This is a genomic window from [Enterobacter] lignolyticus SCF1 (assembly GCF_000164865.1).
GTDB classification, from domain to species: domain Bacteria; phylum Pseudomonadota; class Gammaproteobacteria; order Enterobacterales; family Enterobacteriaceae; genus Enterobacter_B; species Enterobacter_B lignolyticus.
Genome location: NC_014618.1, coordinates 1,674,259 through 1,690,353, shown reverse-complemented (window position 1 = coordinate 1,690,353; position 16,095 = coordinate 1,674,259). Strand labels below are relative to the sequence as shown.

15 protein-coding genes are annotated in these 16,095 nt (G+C 61.0%); 8 read left to right on the top strand and 7 right to left on the bottom strand.

The features are described from left to right. Window positions 1-3 precede the first annotated feature (3 nt). Window positions 4-1,293 carry a glutamine synthetase family protein gene (locus ENTCL_RS07925; RefSeq protein ID WP_238981799.1) on the bottom strand — a complete coding sequence of 430 codons (1,290 nt, stop codon included), beginning with the start codon at window positions 1,291-1,293 and terminating at the stop codon, window positions 4-6. 313 nt (window positions 1,294-1,606) lie between these two features. On the opposite strand from ENTCL_RS07925, the gene ENTCL_RS07920 reads away from it, so the two are divergent. Next, complete coding sequence (locus ENTCL_RS07920) at window positions 1,607-2,029, top strand: universal stress protein (RefSeq protein ID WP_013365594.1); 423 nt, start codon at window positions 1,607-1,609, stop codon at window positions 2,027-2,029. Here the strand turns inward: ENTCL_RS07920 and ENTCL_RS07915 are convergent. Next, the gene (locus ENTCL_RS07915; RefSeq protein WP_044612088.1) at window positions 2,026-2,946 is read right to left on the bottom strand and encodes a LysR family transcriptional regulator; all 921 of its coding nucleotides are present in this window, start codon (window positions 2,944-2,946) and stop codon (window positions 2,026-2,028) included. The genes ENTCL_RS07920 and ENTCL_RS07915 overlap by 4 nt on opposite strands. A 126-nt stretch (window positions 2,947-3,072) precedes the next feature. Between ENTCL_RS07915 and ENTCL_RS07910 the strand changes: the two genes are divergently transcribed. Then, window positions 3,073-4,905 carry an adenine deaminase gene (locus ENTCL_RS07910; RefSeq protein WP_013365592.1) on the top strand — a complete coding sequence of 611 codons (1,833 nt, stop codon included), beginning with the start codon at window positions 3,073-3,075 and terminating at the stop codon, window positions 4,903-4,905. Then, the gene (locus tag ENTCL_RS07905; RefSeq protein WP_013365591.1) at window positions 4,886-6,229 is read left to right on the top strand and encodes an NCS2 family permease; all 1,344 of its coding nucleotides are present in this window, start codon (window positions 4,886-4,888) and stop codon (window positions 6,227-6,229) included. The genes ENTCL_RS07910 and ENTCL_RS07905 overlap by 20 nt, the downstream gene beginning before the upstream one ends. Window positions 6,230-6,245: 16 nt before the next feature. Here ENTCL_RS07905 and ENTCL_RS07900 read toward each other — a convergent pair whose 3' ends face one another. Next, on the bottom strand, window positions 6,246-7,166 hold the full coding sequence (locus ENTCL_RS07900) for a LysR family transcriptional regulator (RefSeq protein ID WP_013365590.1): 921 nt from the start codon (window positions 7,164-7,166) through the stop codon (window positions 6,246-6,248). A 172-nt stretch (window positions 7,167-7,338) separates the two neighbouring features. On the opposite strand from ENTCL_RS07900, the gene ENTCL_RS07895 reads away from it, so the two are divergent. The 3 genes from ENTCL_RS07895 to ENTCL_RS07885 all read left to right on the top strand — a co-directional run bounded on the left by ENTCL_RS07895 (window position 7,339) and on the right by ENTCL_RS07885 (window position 8,723). Further along, window positions 7,339-7,665, top strand: coding sequence for an RcnB family protein (locus ENTCL_RS07895; RefSeq protein WP_013365589.1), 327 nt, complete (start codon window positions 7,339-7,341; stop codon window positions 7,663-7,665). A gap of 63 nt (window positions 7,666-7,728) precedes the next feature. After that, the gene (locus tag ENTCL_RS07890) at window positions 7,729-8,154 is read left to right on the top strand and encodes a GNAT family N-acetyltransferase (protein WP_013365588.1); all 426 of its coding nucleotides are present in this window, start codon (window positions 7,729-7,731) and stop codon (window positions 8,152-8,154) included. A gap of 116 nt (window positions 8,155-8,270) precedes the next feature. Continuing rightward, window positions 8,271-8,723 carry a hypothetical protein gene (locus ENTCL_RS07885; protein WP_013365587.1) on the top strand — a complete coding sequence of 151 codons (453 nt, stop codon included), beginning with the start codon at window positions 8,271-8,273 and terminating at the stop codon, window positions 8,721-8,723. A gap of 68 nt (window positions 8,724-8,791) precedes the next feature. Here the strand turns inward: ENTCL_RS07885 and apbC are convergent, their stop codons facing one another. Beyond that, window positions 8,792-9,901, bottom strand: a complete 1,110-nt coding sequence (gene apbC, locus ENTCL_RS07880; protein WP_013365586.1) for an iron-sulfur cluster carrier protein ApbC — start codon at window positions 9,899-9,901, stop codon at window positions 8,792-8,794. A gap of 137 nt (window positions 9,902-10,038) precedes the next feature. Between apbC and metG the strand changes: the two genes are divergently transcribed. Next, window positions 10,039-12,072: a methionine--tRNA ligase gene (gene metG / locus ENTCL_RS07875; protein WP_013365585.1), complete on the top strand. Its 2,034-nt coding sequence runs from the start codon at window positions 10,039-10,041 to the stop codon at window positions 12,070-12,072. Window positions 12,073-12,189: 117 nt separating this feature from the next. Here the strand turns inward: metG and ENTCL_RS07870 are convergent, their stop codons facing one another. The 3 genes from ENTCL_RS07870 to ENTCL_RS07860 are packed head-to-tail and all read right to left on the bottom strand — an operon-like array spanning window position 12,190 to window position 15,108. Next, a complete protein-coding gene (locus tag ENTCL_RS07870; protein WP_013365584.1) occupies window positions 12,190-12,660 on the bottom strand; it encodes a YehS family protein in 471 nt (156 codons plus the stop codon). Between the two features lie 46 nt (window positions 12,661-12,706). Continuing rightward, the gene (btsR, locus tag ENTCL_RS07865) at window positions 12,707-13,426 is read right to left on the bottom strand and encodes a two-component system response regulator BtsR (RefSeq protein WP_013365583.1); all 720 of its coding nucleotides are present in this window, start codon (window positions 13,424-13,426) and stop codon (window positions 12,707-12,709) included. Continuing rightward, window positions 13,420-15,108 (bottom strand): sensor histidine kinase, encoded by a 1,689-nt coding sequence (locus tag ENTCL_RS07860; protein ID WP_013365582.1) that lies wholly within the window; start codon window positions 15,106-15,108, stop codon window positions 13,420-13,422. The genes btsR and ENTCL_RS07860 overlap by 7 nt, the downstream gene beginning before the upstream one ends. A gap of 213 nt (window positions 15,109-15,321) precedes the next feature. On the opposite strand from ENTCL_RS07860, the gene mlrA reads away from it, so the two are divergent. Continuing rightward, window positions 15,322-16,053, top strand: coding sequence for an HTH-type transcriptional regulator MlrA (mlrA, locus tag ENTCL_RS07855; protein ID WP_013365581.1), 732 nt, complete (start codon window positions 15,322-15,324; stop codon window positions 16,051-16,053). Window positions 16,054-16,095: the final 42 nt, after the last annotated feature.

The following is a 16,095-nucleotide window of genomic DNA, read 5'->3' as shown; positions in this document are numbered from 1 at the left end:
TCCTCACTGGCCAATATCGTATTCGAGGGGAGTCACCTGGCGCTCAAACTGCGCGAGCTCGCGGCTGCGGCAGGCCAGCCACAGCTGCGAAAAAGCCTCCCCGAGACCGGCGGTGAGGTATTCGCACTGCCGGAACTGCTGCATCGCCTGCAGCGGAAAGAGCGGCAGGGAAGATTGCGCCGCGGGCGGCGCCTCCGCGCTGTCGTTATCGAGTCCGTACAGCACGCCGAGCAGAATGACCGCCACCACCAGATAGGGATTAGCGTCGGCCCCCGCCAGCCGGTATTCAATCCGGCGGCTGGCGTCGCTGGAGCAGGGAATGCGCAGCGCCGCATTGCGGGTGTTGTAGCCCCAGTCGTTAAACAGCGCCTCGGTTAAACTTTTACGCAGGCGGCGAAAGGAGTTCACGTGCGGCGCCACAATCGTCATGCTGGCCGGCATGAGCGTAAGCAGCCCGGCCAGGCTGCGGCGCAGCGTCAGGTTTGGGGCATTCGTCGGCGAACAAAACAAATTGTGACCGCGCGCATCGTTAAGGCTGACGTGGAAATGCATGCCGCTTCCCGCCTGCGCCGAAAAAGGTTTAGCCATAAAGCTGGCCTTCAGCGCCTGCTTCTCCGCCAGCAGCCGCGTCATACGTCTGAGCGTGAGCACGTTATCGCAGACCTTCACGACCTCATCGCTATGGGCAAGGTTGAGCTCGAACTGGTCGCTTTCCGCCTCGGCAACCAGCCCCGTGACCTCCAGATGCTGCGACCGGCTCAGCTGTTCAAGCGCATCGATGAATCGCTGATGCTGCTGCGGCATATCCAGATGGAAGCCGCCGCTATGGTGCGCCCCCTGCCGCACGGAGGTAAGGTAAAACTCCATCTCGGCGGCAATGACCGGATAGATGTCGCGGGCGTGCAGCAGCCCGAGGATGCGCGACAGGATGGCCCGCGGTTCCAGCTGGCAGGGCGAGCCGTCGGTCTGCTTCATCGTCAGCAGCAGCTGCGCGTGATGCTCGGGTTCGCGGGCGCAGGGCCGCAGTGAGCCCTTCACCGGCAGACACAGGCAGTCCGGCTCTTCGCTCATTCCGGCGGCTTCGCTGAAGTTCACCACGCCGCCGTCGCTGTCCATGGCGTACACGGACAGCGGGAAATAGCAGCCGCTCCCCAGCGACGCCAGCGCATCGCGGGTAACCCTTTTCCCCCGGACATTCCCGTTGATGTCATGCAAATAAATATCGATATAACGCGTGGCCGGATACTTTTTTAAATAGTCTTTCACTTCCTGCTGGAAATCATTATGGCTCACCGCAATACCCCCCGCTGCCAGCCATATTTTCTGACCATCATCGAGGAGCTCATCATTATTTCCATGCAAAACGCGAGGGGTATTTTTAAAAAAAGAAGAGCGCTGTATCGGGTTCATGTCATCATCTTTTGGTATGCCTGACGGCGATATCAAAATGCTATAGCAAAGCGCGCCGATGAAGTGTAAAAATCACATATAGATTACGCTGGCGCTTATAAATAAGCCGTAAATAATACCCGCCGGATTGATAACCCGGCGCGGTGGGTTCACACTATCCTTATATCCGGTAATGGCGTTTGCACACGAGGTTCATATGCCCGTCTATCACCACGCTTTAGTCCTCATCAACAACAGCCTCGACGGCATCCCGCTGCTGGCCCACGCCGCGCGTCTGGCGCAGCAAAACCCGATGACGATCACCGTCGCGCACGTCAGCACCGACTACCGCGCCATGAACTATATCTCCGACAGCCTGATGGATGATGTGGTTTCTGAGGATGTCATCAGCGCCAAAGCGCTGCTGAGCGAGCTTGTCGCCTCCGTCGATGTGCCGGTACAAACGCTGGATCTGGTCACCACCCGCCGCTTTGACGACGTCGAAAAATGCGTGCGGCAGCGGCAGATCGATCTGGTGATCGCCGGGCACCACAACCGCCTGCTGGGCGTGCTGGCATCGCACTCGATGGACTATATCAACCACCTGTCGGTGGATGTGCTGATAAAGCACCTGCCCTAAAGCGCGCCCCGCAGCGACTGGCGCAGCAGGTCGAAGCAGGCCTCAATCATCGGCGGCAGGGGCTGGGGGCTGCGCATCAGCGCCACCGTGCGCATCATCGCGGGCTGCTGGAGCTGCACCACCCTGAGCTGCGGGTCGCACAGGTGGGTGGTATAGAGCTGCGGCAGAATCGCCACCGCCAGCCGGGAGCGCACCAGCCCGTACAGGGTTTCGATATAATCCACATGGTAGCGGATATCCAGCGTCAGCCGCTGGCTCTGCGCCAGCGAGGCCACCAGACGCTGGATATTGCCTTTGGAGAACACCGCCAGCTCGCGACCGCTCAGTTGTTTCCACTGCAGGTGCGCCGACGATGCGGCGGGATCGTCGCGGTGCATCACCGCCACGAAAGGATCTTCCTGCAGCGGCCAGGTCTGCAGCGACGGCGGCACCGCGCTATCGAGGGCGCCGATGCCGAAGTCGATTTGCCCGTTCAGCAGGCGCGCAATCAGCGTATCGTTGGTGTGATCGTGGAACTCAAGGCGCAGGCGGGGAAACGCGTCCGCCAGCTGCTCCGGCAGCGACGGGAACAGCAGCGAGCTCACCGACGGGATCAGGCCGATGCGCACCGTACCGTCGCCGCCGGCCGCCACTATCTGCTGCATATCGCTGAACGCATGCTGCGCAATGCTCAACACCCGCTCGGCGTGCGGCAAAATGGCCACGCCAAGCTCGGTGAGCGTCACCGCGGACGCCGTACGGTTAACCAGCTTTCCCCCCAGCACGCTTTCGGTCTGGCGCAGGGCGCTGCTCAGCGCGGGCTGGCTTATCGCCAGCCGGTTGGCGGTATCGGTAAAATGCCGCAGCTGCGCCAGGGTGACGAAATACTGTAACTGCTTGAGAGAAAGCGCGGGCAGCCGCTGCCAGGGTTCCATCATCATGCTTTTTACCGTCCTGGCGTCACGCAGAATAACGCCGTCTTATGGGTTGATAAATTTATTCATCTGGGCAAACGTTTGCCAGCCCCCTAGAGTAACGCCATTACCGTTGTCCGGAAAGCTACTATGACCGTCACTCCCGCCATCCGCCGCCGCGCGGTTCAGGCCGCCCGGGGCGAGCTGCCCTTTGACCTGCTGTTAACCGAGACCCGAGTGGTGGATATGGCCACCGGCGAAATTCGCCATGCGGACGTCGGTATCGTCGGCGCGCTTATCGCCAGCGTGCATCCGCGCGGCGCACGCAGCGATGCGCGGGAAACCCACGCGCTCAACGGCGCGTATCTGTCGCCGGGGCTGATGGATACCCACGTCCATCTTGAAAGCTCGCACCTGCCGCCGGCCCGCTACGCGGAAATTGTGCTGGCGCAGGGCACCACCGCCGTCTTCTGGGACCCGCACGAGCTGGCGAACGTCCTCGGCGTGCCCGGCGTGCGCTATGCCATCGACGCCAGCCGCAATCTGCCGCTGCAGGTGATGGTCGCGGCCCCCTCCAGCGTACCGTCGACGCCAGGTCTGGAGATGTCCGGGGCGGACTTTGCCGGTGAAGAGATGAGCACCCTGCTCGCCTGGCCGGAGGTGCGCGGCGTCGCGGAAGTGATGGACATGCATGGCGTGCTGCACGGCAGCGATCGCATGCTTGAAATCCTACAGGCGGGTCTTGAAAGCGGCAAGCTTATCGAGGGCCACGCGCGCGGGCTGAGCGGCGCCGACCTGCAGGCCTATCTGGCCGCAGGCGTCACCTCCGATCACGAGCTGACCTCCGCGCAGGACGCGCTGGAAAAACTGCGCGCGGGCCTGACGCTGGAAATTCGCGGCTCGCACCCGTACCTGCTGCCGGATATCGTCGCGGCGCTCAAAACGCTGCCGCACCTCTCGTCGCAGATAACCGTCTGCACCGACGACGTACCGCCGGATATCCTGCTGGAAAAAGGCGGGATCGTCGCCCTGCTCAACCTGCTGATCGAGCATGGTCTGCCCGCCACCGACGCGCTGCGCTTTGCCACGCTCAACGCCTCGCTGCGCCTGCAGCGACCGGACCTGGGGCTTATCGCCGCCGGGCGCCGCGCCGATCTGGTGGTGTTCGACTCGCTGGAAAAACTCCGCGCCCGCCGGGTCTACGTCGCCGGAAAAATGATTGCCGATAACGGCGCGCTGCTCGCCCCTGTCGCCGATGATGGCGCAGTGCAGGCGCCGCGCAACACTCTGCAGCTGCCGCCGCTTCGCGACGACGACTTCGCCATGCGCATTGGCGCTATCCGGCACGGCACCGCGCGGCTGCGGCACATACGCGGCGCGCGCTTCACCCAATGGGGAGAAGTGGACGTAGAGATCCGCGACGGCAAGGTGCAGGTGCCGGACGGCTTTAGCCTTATCTGGGTCCAGCACCGCCACGGCCGCCATGCCGCCGAACCGCAAATCGCGCTGCTGGAGGGCTGGGGAGAGCTGCGCGGGGCGATCGCCACCAGCTATTCCCACGACGCCCATAACCTGGTGGTTCTTGGCCGCGACGCCCGGCAGATGGCGCTGGCGGCAAACCAGCTTATCGCCAGCAGCGGCGGGATGGCGCTGGCGCAACACGGCAGGATAACGGCCCACGTCGCGATGCCGATTGCCGGTATGCTATCCGACCTCCCGGCCCCTGAGCTTGCCCGCCAGTTTCGCGAGCTGCGCGAACGCAGCGGCGATATTGCCGACTGGGAGCCGCCGTACCGGGTGTTTAAGGCCATTGAGGGCACCTGCCTTGCCTGTAACGCCGGCCCGCATTTGACCGACCTTGGGCTGACGGACGGCTCGACCCGCCGCATCGTCGACCCCGTTATTCACTGCCGGGAAACACCGGCGGACACGCAGCATAACAAGACCACAGGAGAGCCGGATAATGGCCGACAATACCGTTAATTCGCCAGCACCAGGGAGCTGGCTGGAACGGCGCTTTGCCCTTCGCGAGCGGGGCAGCAGCGTAAAAACCGAGTGCCTCGCCGGGGTGACGGGGTTTCTCGCCGCCGCCTATTTGCTGGTGGTGATCCCAGGGCTGCTGGCCGTCGGCGGGATGGACAAAGGCGCTGCGACCACTGGCACCATTCTGGTGTTTGTCCTCGGCACGCTGCTGATGGCCTTCTACGCCAACCTGCCGTTTATCGTCGGCCCCGGCATCGGCGGCTCGGTGCTGGTCGGGGTGACCCTGGCCGGCAGCGAGGGCATCGGCTGGGAGGTCGGTCTGGGCATCGCCTGCTGGTCGGGGATCCTCTTTTTCCTGCTGACCCGTTTTGGCCTGCGTGAGGTGGTCACCCGTTCGGTACCGCAGTCTATCAAGCTCGGCCTGACCGCTTCCATCGGTCTGTTCGTCGCCGTCCTCGGCTTTCGCAACGCCGGTCTGGTGCTGGCGAATGCTAAAACCAACGCGCTGATGCTGGGGGATTTTCTCTCCCCCGGCGCGCTGGTGGCGCTATGCGGGCTGTTTCTGGCGATAGCCCTGCAGGCGCGCCGCATCCCCGGCGCGATTCTGTGGGCCATTTTGTTCGCCACGTTGGTGGGGATCCCGGCAGGCGTCACGCATCTGCCCGCCAGCGTTATCGATATGCCGCACTCGCTGGCGCCGGTGCTGGGGAAAATCGATCTGCTGGGCGCGCTGAACATCGCATTTCTGCCGTTTCTGTTTGTGTTTTTCGCCTCGGAGTTTTTCTCGACGATGGGCACCACGCTTGCCGTCGGCGGCGAGGCCGGTCTGCTGGATAGCGACGGCAATATGCCGCAGATTAACCGCCCGTTTATGGTCGACTCCATCGCGGCGGCGCTGGGCCCCTGGGTCGGTATTCCGGCCGCGACGGCGCTGATTGAGTCCTCGGCGGCGGCAGAAGCAGGCGGCAAGACCGGCATCACGGCGCTGGCGGCGGCGGTGATGTTCCTGCTGATGCTGCTGTTCACGCCAGTGGCGCTGATGATCCCCAAAGAGGCCACGGCCCCGGCGCTTATCCTGATCGGCCTGAACATGTTCAGCGGGCTGCGCAAAGTGGACCTTGGCAATTTTACCGACGGTCTGCCGGTGCTGATGATGGTGATGATTACGCTTATCGCCAACAGTTTCGGCACCGGGATCGCCGGCGGCCTGCTGTTCTACATCGTCATTAAGGCGATTGCCGGCAAATGGCGGGAAATTCCTGTCGGGCTGTGGATCCTCGCCGTCCCGCTGGTCTATTACTTCGCCACGCTGGTCAGACACTAGGCGGCGTCCCGAAGGGTCAGACGCTCCCTTCGGGCATCTGCGCAAGCAGCGCGGCGCATTTCTCCCGCACCGCGTCGTACAGCAGGCGCACCGCGGTGGAAAGCTGCTTGCGATGCGGGCAAATCATGTTAAGCGGCACGCTGTCGCCCTGATACTGCGGCAGCAGGATCTTCAGCCGCCCTTCCCGAATATCGTCGCTGACGTCAAGCCAGGACTTATTCGCCACGCCCTCCCCGGCGATCGCCAGACGGCGGATCACCTCGGCGTCATCGCTCATAATGGCGCTGTTCATCTGCACCTCATGCACACGACCGTCGCGCAGCAGCGTCCAGCGGTCATACAGCCTGCCGCGCAGCACGTAGGTCAGAGCCGGGTGTCCCGCCAGCTCCTGCGGCGTATGCGGTTCGCCGTGGGCGGCAAGCCACGCGGACGAGGCCACCAGCACCCGGCGGTTCTGCGGCGCGACCGGCAGCGAGATAAACGAGGCATCGTCGTTATTGCCGTAGCGGAACGCCACGTCCACCGGATCTTTAAAGACGTCGGTCAGGTGATCGGAAAAGAGGATCCGCAGCCGCAGCGCCGGGTAGCGCCTGCGGAAATCTTGCATCACCGACAGCAGCAGGTTGCGCCCCAGATCGGACGGAACGGCAACCTGCAGCGTGCCGCGCACCTCATCATCCGGGGTCTGGATTTTTTGCAGCCCGGCCTGCAGCGTGTCGAGCATCTGGGTGGCGTACGGCAGCCAGGTTTCCCCTTCCGGCGTCAGGCGCAGGCTGCGCGTCGAACGGGCGAACAGGCGGATATTGAGCGTCGTCTCCAGGCGCTTAATCGCCGAACTGACCTGCGCCGGAGGTAGTCCGGCCTCGCGCGCCGCCACGCTGAAGCTCCCCAGCGCCGCCGCGCGGACAAACAGCGTCAGATCTTCCAGCCTGAGCATTTTCACTTCTCCAGGAATCGTTTTTTGCACTGTTTACCATTCCTGGCCGCTTTAGGAAAGTCTTCACGGGCGGGTTTGCTTACACTTTTTTGCCGTTTCGCCTATTGCCATCGCGCCCATCCTTCGGGAATGATACGGGGCTGCAAAGAGAATCCAGACCAGGTGGAAAAATATGCGTAAAACAAAAATGATGCTTCTGGGCGTACTACTGGCAACAGCGGGTGCAACCTGGGCTGCCCCGGCGACCGTGTCGACCGGCATTCAGAAATATGAGCTGAAGGAATTCAACGCCGACTTCACGCACTTTACTATCGGCGATACCGTACCGGAGTTGTACCGTACGCAAGAGTACAACATCAAGCAATGGCAGCTGCGCAACCTCCCGGCGCCGGTCGCGGGCAGCCACTGGACCTATATGGGCGGCAACTACGTGCTGATTACCGACGCGGAAGGGAAAGTGCTCAAGATCTACGACGGCGAGATCTTCTATCATCGTTAAACCACAGATAGCTGCGGGCGCGTCCGCGCTCGCGGTATTTTCCCTCTCAGCGCCGGAGCGCTCATGCTGATACGTCCTGGGGCCGATACCGATCGCCCTGCTCTGCGTACGCTGTTTCTCAACACCCGCCGGGCAAGCTGGGCGTGGCTTCAGGGTGAAAACTGGCGGCTGGAGGATTTCGACGCCGTAACCCAGGATGAGCAAATTTGGGTCGCGGAAATAGACGGTCAGCTTGCCGGTTTCGCCGCCGTCTGGACCCGGGATAACTTTCTGCACCACCTGTTTGTGTCGCCTGACTGGCAGGGGCACGGCGTCGGCAGCGCGCTGCTGGACAAGGTGCAGTCCGAACTGACCGACACCGGTTCGCTCAAATGTCTGGTGCAAAACGCCCGGGCGCTGCGGTTTTACCAGCGCCACGGCTGGCGAACCACCGCCCGGGGCACCTCGCCGGACGGCGAGTACTGGCTGATGCACTACCCGGTTCTCTGAATACAGACATTTTCATCACAATTTGCGACACGGATTCCGGGAATAGCGCTTGTTCCACCGTCACCCGGGCGTACACTTTCTCACGCCTGAGCGAAAAACTGACGGAGGCTTCATCGATGGAATCGACACCGGTCTGGGCACAGACTATCCCCTGCGTATCCACTGACCCGGATACCGACTTTACCGACACCATACGCCAGTGCGAGCACCTCGCAGCGGTCGCGCTGGAAACTGAACACGCCAGCAGCCAGCGGGAAATGTACCAGCGCCTGCACCACGGGCTGAGCGAGCTGCTGCCGGGGCTTAACGACCCGGTTCCCGCGCACATGGTGGACCGGCTCACCGTGGAGACGCCCCCGACGCGTTTCCCGACGCTGGATTCAGAAAGCGACCTGCTGTGCGAGTACTGCATCGCGTTAAGCCACCTGCTTTCCGGCGGCAAGATGTCGGTTACCGAGGAAGAGACGCTGCAGGGGCTGCTTTATGAGCTGACCGCCTATCTGGCGGATATCATGAACGCGCCGCGCTGGCTGCGAACCCCGAACGGGCTGCAGCACATCGCGCCGTAGCGGCCGCCGGTAAGGCACAAAAAAAGCTGCCCGCAGGCAGCTTTTCATCATCAGGGCGTATGCCGTACTCAGACCGCGCGAAACGCGATATCGCCCGGGATCACTTCGCCCTGCCAGTACATCTGCGCCGCCACCCGCCCTGCCAGCTGGCGGTAGAGGGTGGTGAATTCGCTGTCCGGTCGGGCAATCACCGTCGGCGTGCCGCGGTCGAGGTCTTCGCGCAGGTTGATATGCAGCGGCATCTGCCCCAGCAGCTGCGTATGGTACTGCTGCGCCAGACGCTCGGCGCCGCCGGTACCGAAAATAGGCTCATGATGGCCGCAGTTGCTGCAGATATGCATGCTCATGTTTTCCACGATGCCCAGCACCGGCACTTCCACCTTCTCAAACATCACGATGCCTTTTTTGGCGTCGATCAGCGCAACGTCCTGCGGCGTGGTCACCACCAGCGCGCCGGTCACCGGAATGTTCTGCGCCAGCGTCAGCTGAATATCCCCGGTGCCCGGCGGCATGTCCAGCACCAGATAGTCAAGATCCGGCCACAGGGTCTCCTGAAGCATCTGCATCAGCGCCTTGCTGGCCATCGGGCCGCGCCACACCATGGCGTTATCGTCGGTCACCAGGTAGCCGATGGAATTGGTCGCCAGACCATATTTCATGATCGGCGCCATATGGGTGCCGTCCGGCGAGGTCGGGCGGCTGCCTTCCGCGCCCAGCATCATCGGGATGGATGGGCCGTAGATGTCGGCGTCAAGAATGCCGACCTTCGCCCCTTCCGCCGCCAGCGCCAGCGCCAGGTTTACCGCCGTCGATGATTTACCGACGCCGCCCTTACCGGAGCTCACCGCGATGATATTCTTCACGCCGTTTACGCCAGGCTGGTTCTTCACGCGCTTGAGCGTGGCGATGCTGTGCGTCAGGCGCCAGTCGATGGCGCTCGCGCCGGTGATGCGCAGCAGGTCGGCGCTGCACTGCTCCTTGAGCTCTTCAAAGGCGCTGTGCCAGGCAAACGGCATCTGGAGCTCAATGTGTACCGTGTCGTCGAGCCAGGCGACGTGATGCAGCGCCTTGAGCGCGGTGAGGTTATGTTTCAGCGTGGGGTGCTGAAAATTGGCCAGCGTCCCGGCGACCATTGCTCGTAAGACGTCCGGTGATTTGGCCTGGGATTGAGAACTCATCCCGACTCCTTTGTTCTTGTGAATAAGACCTTAGGTGAACAAGTTTACCTGAAAGGCCGCGGTTTGTGCTTACTTAATAATGCCCCTTTTGGTAATATCAAAAACCCTTTTCACAGTTAAAAGAAGCAATGCCTACTATGACTCAAGTCGCGAAAAAAATTCTGGTAACGTGCGCGCTGCCGTACGCTAACGGCTCTATTCACCTCGGTCATATGCTGGAGCATATCCAGGCGGATGTCTGGGTCCGTTACCAGCGAATGCGCGGCCACCAGGTCAACTTCATCTGCGCCGATGACGCTCACGGCACGCCGATTATGCTGAAAGCCCAGCAGCTTGGCATCACGCCGGAGCAGATGATTGCCGAAATGAGTCAGGAACATCAGGCGGACTTCGCCGGTTTCGACATCAGCTACGACAACTACCACTCCACGCACAGCGATGAGAACCGCGAGCTGTCAGAGCTTATCTACGGCCGTCTGAAAGAGAACGGTTTTATTAAAAACCGCACCATCTCTCAGCTCTACGATCCGGAAAAAGGCATGTTCCTGCCGGACCGTTTCGTGAAAGGCACCTGCCCCAAATGCAAGTCTCCGGACCAGTACGGCGATAACTGCGAAGTGTGCGGCGCAACCTACAGCCCAACCGAGCTTATCGACCCGAAATCCGTGGTGTCCGGCGCTACGCCGGTCATGCGTGAATCCGAGCACTTCTTCTTCGACCTGCCGTCGTTTAGCGAAATGCTGCAGGCGTGGACCCGCAGCGGCGCGCTGCAGGAGCAGGTGGCGAATAAAATGCAGGAGTGGTTCGAGCACGGCCTGCAGCAGTGGGACATCTCCCGCGACGCGCCGTATTTCGGCTTTGAAATTCCGAACGCGCCGGGCAAATACTTCTACGTCTGGCTGGATGCGCCTATCGGCTATATGGGCTCCTTCAAGAACCTGTGCGACAAGCGCGGCGACGTAACCAGCTTCGACGAATACTGGAAAAAAGATTCCGACGCCGAGCTGTACCACTTTATCGGCAAGGATATTGTCTACTTCCACAGCCTGTTCTGGCCTGCGATGCTGGAAGGCAGCGGCTTTCGCAAGCCGACCAACCTGTTCGTCCACGGCTATGTGACCGTTAACGGCGCGAAGATGTCCAAGTCCCGCGGCACCTTCATTAAGGCCAGCACCTGGCTGAACCATCTCGACGCCGACAGCCTGCGCTATTACTACACCGCCAAGCTCTCTTCCCGCATCGATGACATCGACCTTAACCTGGAAGATTTCATTCAGCGCGTGAACGCCGATATCGTCAACAAGGTCGTCAACCTCGCCTCCCGTAACGCCGGGTTTATCGCCAAGCGTTTCGACGGCGTGCTGGCGGCTGAGCTGGCCGATCCGGCGCTGTACCAGACCTTCACCGACGCCGCCGGGGCGATCGGCGAGGCGTGGGAAAGCCGCGAGTTCGGTAAAGCCATTCGTGAAATCATGGCGCTGGCCGATGTGGCAAACCGCTATGTCGACGAGCAGGCGCCGTGGGTTGTTGCGAAACAGGAAGGCCGCGATGCCGACCTGCAGGCCATCTGCTCAATGGGTATCAACCTGTTCCGCGTGCTGATGACCTACCTGAAGCCGGTGCTGCCGCAGCTGGCGGAGCGCACCGAGGCCTTCCTCAACAGCGAACTGCGCTGGGACGCAATCGCCTCGCCGCTGCTCGGCCACAAGGTGAACACCTTTAAGGCGCTGTACAACCGCATCGACATGAAGCAGGTCGAAGCGCTGATTGAAGCGTCAAAAGAGGAAGTGAAAGCGGCAGCCGCGCCGGTCAGCGGCCCGCTGGCTGACGATCCGATTCAGGAAACCATCACTTTTGATGATTTCGCCAAAGTCGATCTGCGCGTGGCGCTGATTGAAAACGCGGAATTTGTCGATGGCTCCGACAAGCTGCTGCGCCTGACGCTGGATCTGGGCGGCGAGAAGCGCAACGTCTTCTCCGGCATCCGCTCCGCGTATCCGGACCCGCAGGTGCTGATTGGCCGCCAGACGGTGATGGTCGCCAACCTGGCGCCGCGCAAAATGCGCTTCGGCATCTCTGAAGGGATGGTGATGGCCGCAGGCCCTGGCGGGAAAGATATCTTCCTGTTAAGCCCTGACGAAGGCGCAAAACCGGGTCAGCAGGTGAAATAACAAAAAAGCCGGAGATAATCTCCGGCTTTTTTTATGGCATTTTTTGCCGGGTGACGGCTTCGCCTTACCCGGCCTACAAACTCCGTAGACCCTGCAAGCGCAGCGCCACTAGGCAAATCACGCCTTTGTGCTATGCAGCCGATGGGTCAACCCGCGCAGGAAATTACGCATAAACTGGTCGCCGCACTCACGGTAGTTTTTGTGGTCCGGCGCACGCATCATGGCGGTGATTTCCGGTATCGAGACGCGGAATTTCTGCTCGGTCATGATCGCCAGGATATCGTCAGTTTTCAGTGAAAACGCAATCCGCAGCTTTTTCAGCACCGTGTTGTTATTGACGCGACGCTCCAGCGCCAGCTCCGGCGCAGACTCATCTTTACCGCGCTTGTCGTAAATAAGACCGTTCAGGAAACCCGACAGGACGATGTCCGGACAGCGAACGAACCCCTCTTCGTCTTCTTTGGTCATCCAGGTGTCAAAACCGGCCGACGTAGACTCCATGTCGGAAAGCGCAAGAATGCGCACCATGTCGTTATTGTTCGCTTTCAGGGTGTAGCGCAGGCTACGGAGAATATCGTTACTTAGCATAGAGCCTTCGAATGTCGATGATGCAATGGCGCGCAGTGTACCAGCTTTACAGCCCAATCGCCTCTTTCAAACTCTTCAGATAGCGACGGCTGACCGGCACCGTCTGCCCGGCGCGCAGCACCAGCTCGGCCTGGCCGTTTTCCTCAAGGCGGATCTCCTTAATCTGCGCCAGATTCACCAGATGCTGACGATGGCAGCGCAGCAGCGGCGTACGGCTCTCCAGGGTGCGCAGCGTCAGCTCGGTAAACCCTTCCTTGCCTTCGCGGTCGGTGACGTATACCCCGCTCATGCGGCTGCTGACGAACGCGACGTCCTCCATTTGCAGCAGCCAGATCCGGCTGTGGCCGGTACAGGGGATAAATTTCAGCGCCTGCTGGCTTTCGCCGAGCAGCGATATGTCCTGCTGGCTGCGCTCCTGGCGCAGGCGGGCGAGCGTTTTTTCCAGCCGACTCGCCTCAATCGGTTTGAGCAGATAATCGAACGCATGCTCTTCAAAGGCTTTCACCGCATACTCATCAAAAGCGGTCAGGAACACAATCCAGGGGCGATGCTCCGGGTCGAGCATACCGACCATCTCCAGCCCGCTGATGCGCGGCATCTGGATATCCAGAAACAGTACGTCCGGGCGCAGCTTGTGCACCGCGCCAATCCCCTCGATGGCGTTGGCGCATTCGCCGACCACCTCAATATCGTGCTGCTCCTCCAGCAGAATACGCAGGTTCTCCCGCGCTAAAGGTTCATCATCGACAATAAGCACTTTTAGCATGCAGTCTCCTCCAGAGGCAGTCGCAGAGTGATACGGGTAAAGCGCTCCGGCTCGCAGGTCACGGTAATGCCGCAGTCGTCGCCAAAGCGGGCGCGCAGCCGTTTGTCCACCAGGCTCATACCGAGTCCCCCGGACTGCGATGTCGGCTGGTACAGGCCGGCGTTGTCTTCAATATCCAGCACCAGATGATCGTTCAAGCGGCTGGCGGTGATACTGATTTCGCCCGTCCCCAGCAGCTGCGAGGTGCCGTGCTTGATGGCATTTTCGACGATCGGCTGCAGGGTAAACGCCGGCAGCTTATGATGGGCGAGCGCATCCGGCACAAACAGCGACACCTGCAGGCGCGACTGAAAGCGCGCTTTCTCAATCTGCAGATAGGCATTCACGTGCTCAAGCTCATCCGCGAGGGTGACGATTTCCGACGGGCGTTTGAGGTTCTTGCGAAAAAAGGTCGAGAGGTACTGCACCAGCTGTCCGGCCTGCTCGCTGTCGCGGCGGATCACCGCCATCAGCGTATTCAGGGCGTTGAACAGAAAATGGGGGTTCACCTGGGCGTGCAGCAGCTTGATCTCCGACTGCGTCAGCAGCGCCTTTTGCCGCTCGTACTGCCCGGCGAGGATCTGCGCCGACAGCAGCTGCGCAATCCCCTCGCCCAGCGTGCGGTTGATAGAGCTGAACAGGCGGTTTTTCGCCTCATAGAGCTTGATGGTACCAATCACCTTCTGGTTTTCACCGCGCAGCGGGATAACCAGCGTCGAGCCCAGCTTGCAGTTGGGGTGAATAGAGCAGCGGTACGGCATTTCGTTGCCGTCGGCGTACACCACCTCGCCGCTGTCGATGGCTTTCTGCGTATAGCGCGAGGAGATGGGCTTACCGGGCAGATGGTGATCGTCGCCGATGCCGGTAAACGCCAGCAGCTTTTCCCGGTCGGTTATCGCCACCGCGCCGATGTCCAGCTCCTGGATCAGCACCTGGGCGACCTTCATGCTGTTTTCTTCGTTAAACCCCTGGCGCAGTATCCCCTCCGTCGAGGCCGCCACCTTCAGCGCGGTGGCGGAGAACGCCGAGGTGTACTTCTCAAACATCGCCCGCTTATCGAGCAGGATGCGCATAAACAGGGCCGCGCCGACGGTATTGGTCACCATCATCGGCGCGGCGATGCTCTGCACCAGATGCAGGGCGTCGTGAAACGGCCGGGCGATAAGCAAAATGATCAGCATCTGCACCAGCTCCGCCACAAAGGTGATGGCGCCTGCGGTCAGCGGGTTGAACACCTTGTCGCTGCGGCCGCGACGCACCAGCACGCTGTGCACCAGGCCGCCCAGCAGCCCTTCGACAATGGTGGAGATCATGCAGCTCAGGGCGGTCATACCGCCCATCGAGTAACGGTGAAGCCCGCCGGTAAGCCCAACCAGCCCGCCGACGACCGGGCCGCCGAGCAGCCCGCCCATTACCGCGCCGATAGCCCGGGTATTGGCGATGGAGTCTTCAATATGCAAACCAAACCAGGTTCCCATAATGCAAAAAATGGAAAATACGACATAGCAGAGGAATTTATGCGGCAGCCGGACGGTCACCTGCATCAGCGGGATGAACAGCCGCGTTTTGCTCATCAGCCAGGCAATAACCAAAAACACGCACATCTGCTGAAGCAGCAGCAGCACCAGATTAAACTCGTACATACCCACACAACCACACGGCTTATGAAAGGGCGTAACATACACCGTCGCCGGTTTACTTTCTTTGACGTCCCGGGCAAAACCAGAAAAACCTGCGAACGATCACAAATCTCTCCCTTCATCGCCCGTTGAATAGCGCAAAAAACAAGCGATTTTTCCGATTTCCGCCATCTGCGACTACCCTTAAACTCAGGACACGTCTGTTAAGGTGAAAGAATGGCGCTTTACACCATCGGCGAAGTGGCTCTGCTTTGCGATATCAACCCGGTTACCCTCCGCGCCTGGCAACGGCGCTACGGGCTGCTGAAACCGCAGCGTACGGACGGCGGGCACCGCCTGTTCAACGAACACGATATCGACAGGATCCAGGAAATTAAGCGCTGGATCGGCACCGGCGTGCAGGTCAGTAAGGTAAAAAACCTGCTGAGCGAAGGGGGCGGCGAACACCATGGCGGCTGGCGCGAGCATCAGGAAACGCTGCTGCATTTCCTGCACACCGGCAACCTCAACCGTCTGCGGATGTGGATCAAAGAGCGCAGCCGCGATTATCCCGCCCAGACGCTGGTGCCTCACCTGTTCAACCCGCTGCGCCTGCGGCTGCAAAGCCCGCAGCCCACCCTTCAGGCGCTGCTCGGCGTACTGGACGGCGTGCTGATTAACGCGGTATCGCAGCACCTCGCCGCCGCGCGAAAACGGCCGGGCAACGACGCGCTGGTGGTCGGCTGGAATATCACCGACACCACCCGCCTGTGGCTTGAAGGCTGGATTGCCTGCGAGCAGGGATGGCGCGTTGACATCCTGGCGCACCCCGTGTGCCAGCTGCGCCCGGAGCTGTTCGTCGGTCAGACGCTGCTGGTATGGTGCGGCGACGTTCCTGCCGCCGGGCAGCAGGAGCAGCTGCAGCAGTGGCATGACCAGGGGATGAACGTCTGGGATCTCAGAAATTAAGTTTCATTAACAAGCGTGCTTCACGATATAATCGCCAGATTA

Excerpts from the sequence above, each read along its gene's own strand:
- ENTCL_RS07920 (WP_013365594.1), top strand. The coding sequence starts at position 1,607 with ATGCCCGTCTATCACCACGCTTTAGTCCTCATCAACAACAGCCTCGAC.
- ENTCL_RS07915 (WP_044612088.1), bottom strand. The coding sequence starts at position 2,946 with ATGATGGAACCCTGGCAGCGGCTGCCCGCGCTTTCTCTCAAGCAGTTA.
- ENTCL_RS07910 (WP_013365592.1), top strand. The coding sequence starts at position 3,073 with ATGACCGTCACTCCCGCCATCCGCCGCCGCGCGGTTCAGGCCGCCCGG.
- ENTCL_RS07905 (WP_013365591.1), top strand. The coding sequence starts at position 4,886 with ATGGCCGACAATACCGTTAATTCGCCAGCACCAGGGAGCTGGCTGGAA.
- ENTCL_RS07900 (WP_013365590.1), bottom strand. The coding sequence starts at position 7,166 with ATGCTCAGGCTGGAAGATCTGACGCTGTTTGTCCGCGCGGCGGCGCTG.
- ENTCL_RS07895 (WP_013365589.1), top strand. The coding sequence starts at position 7,339 with ATGCGTAAAACAAAAATGATGCTTCTGGGCGTACTACTGGCAACAGCG.
- ENTCL_RS07890 (WP_013365588.1), top strand. The coding sequence starts at position 7,729 with ATGCTGATACGTCCTGGGGCCGATACCGATCGCCCTGCTCTGCGTACG.
- ENTCL_RS07885 (WP_013365587.1), top strand. The coding sequence starts at position 8,271 with ATGGAATCGACACCGGTCTGGGCACAGACTATCCCCTGCGTATCCACT.
- apbC (WP_013365586.1), bottom strand. The coding sequence starts at position 9,901 with ATGAGTTCTCAATCCCAGGCCAAATCACCGGACGTCTTACGAGCAATG.
- metG (WP_013365585.1), top strand. The coding sequence starts at position 10,039 with ATGACTCAAGTCGCGAAAAAAATTCTGGTAACGTGCGCGCTGCCGTAC.
- ENTCL_RS07870 (WP_013365584.1), bottom strand. The coding sequence starts at position 12,660 with ATGCTAAGTAACGATATTCTCCGTAGCCTGCGCTACACCCTGAAAGCG.
- btsR (WP_013365583.1), bottom strand. The coding sequence starts at position 13,426 with ATGCTAAAAGTGCTTATTGTCGATGATGAACCTTTAGCGCGGGAGAAC.
- ENTCL_RS07860 (WP_013365582.1), bottom strand. The coding sequence starts at position 15,108 with ATGTACGAGTTTAATCTGGTGCTGCTGCTGCTTCAGCAGATGTGCGTG.
- mlrA (WP_013365581.1), top strand. The coding sequence starts at position 15,322 with ATGGCGCTTTACACCATCGGCGAAGTGGCTCTGCTTTGCGATATCAAC.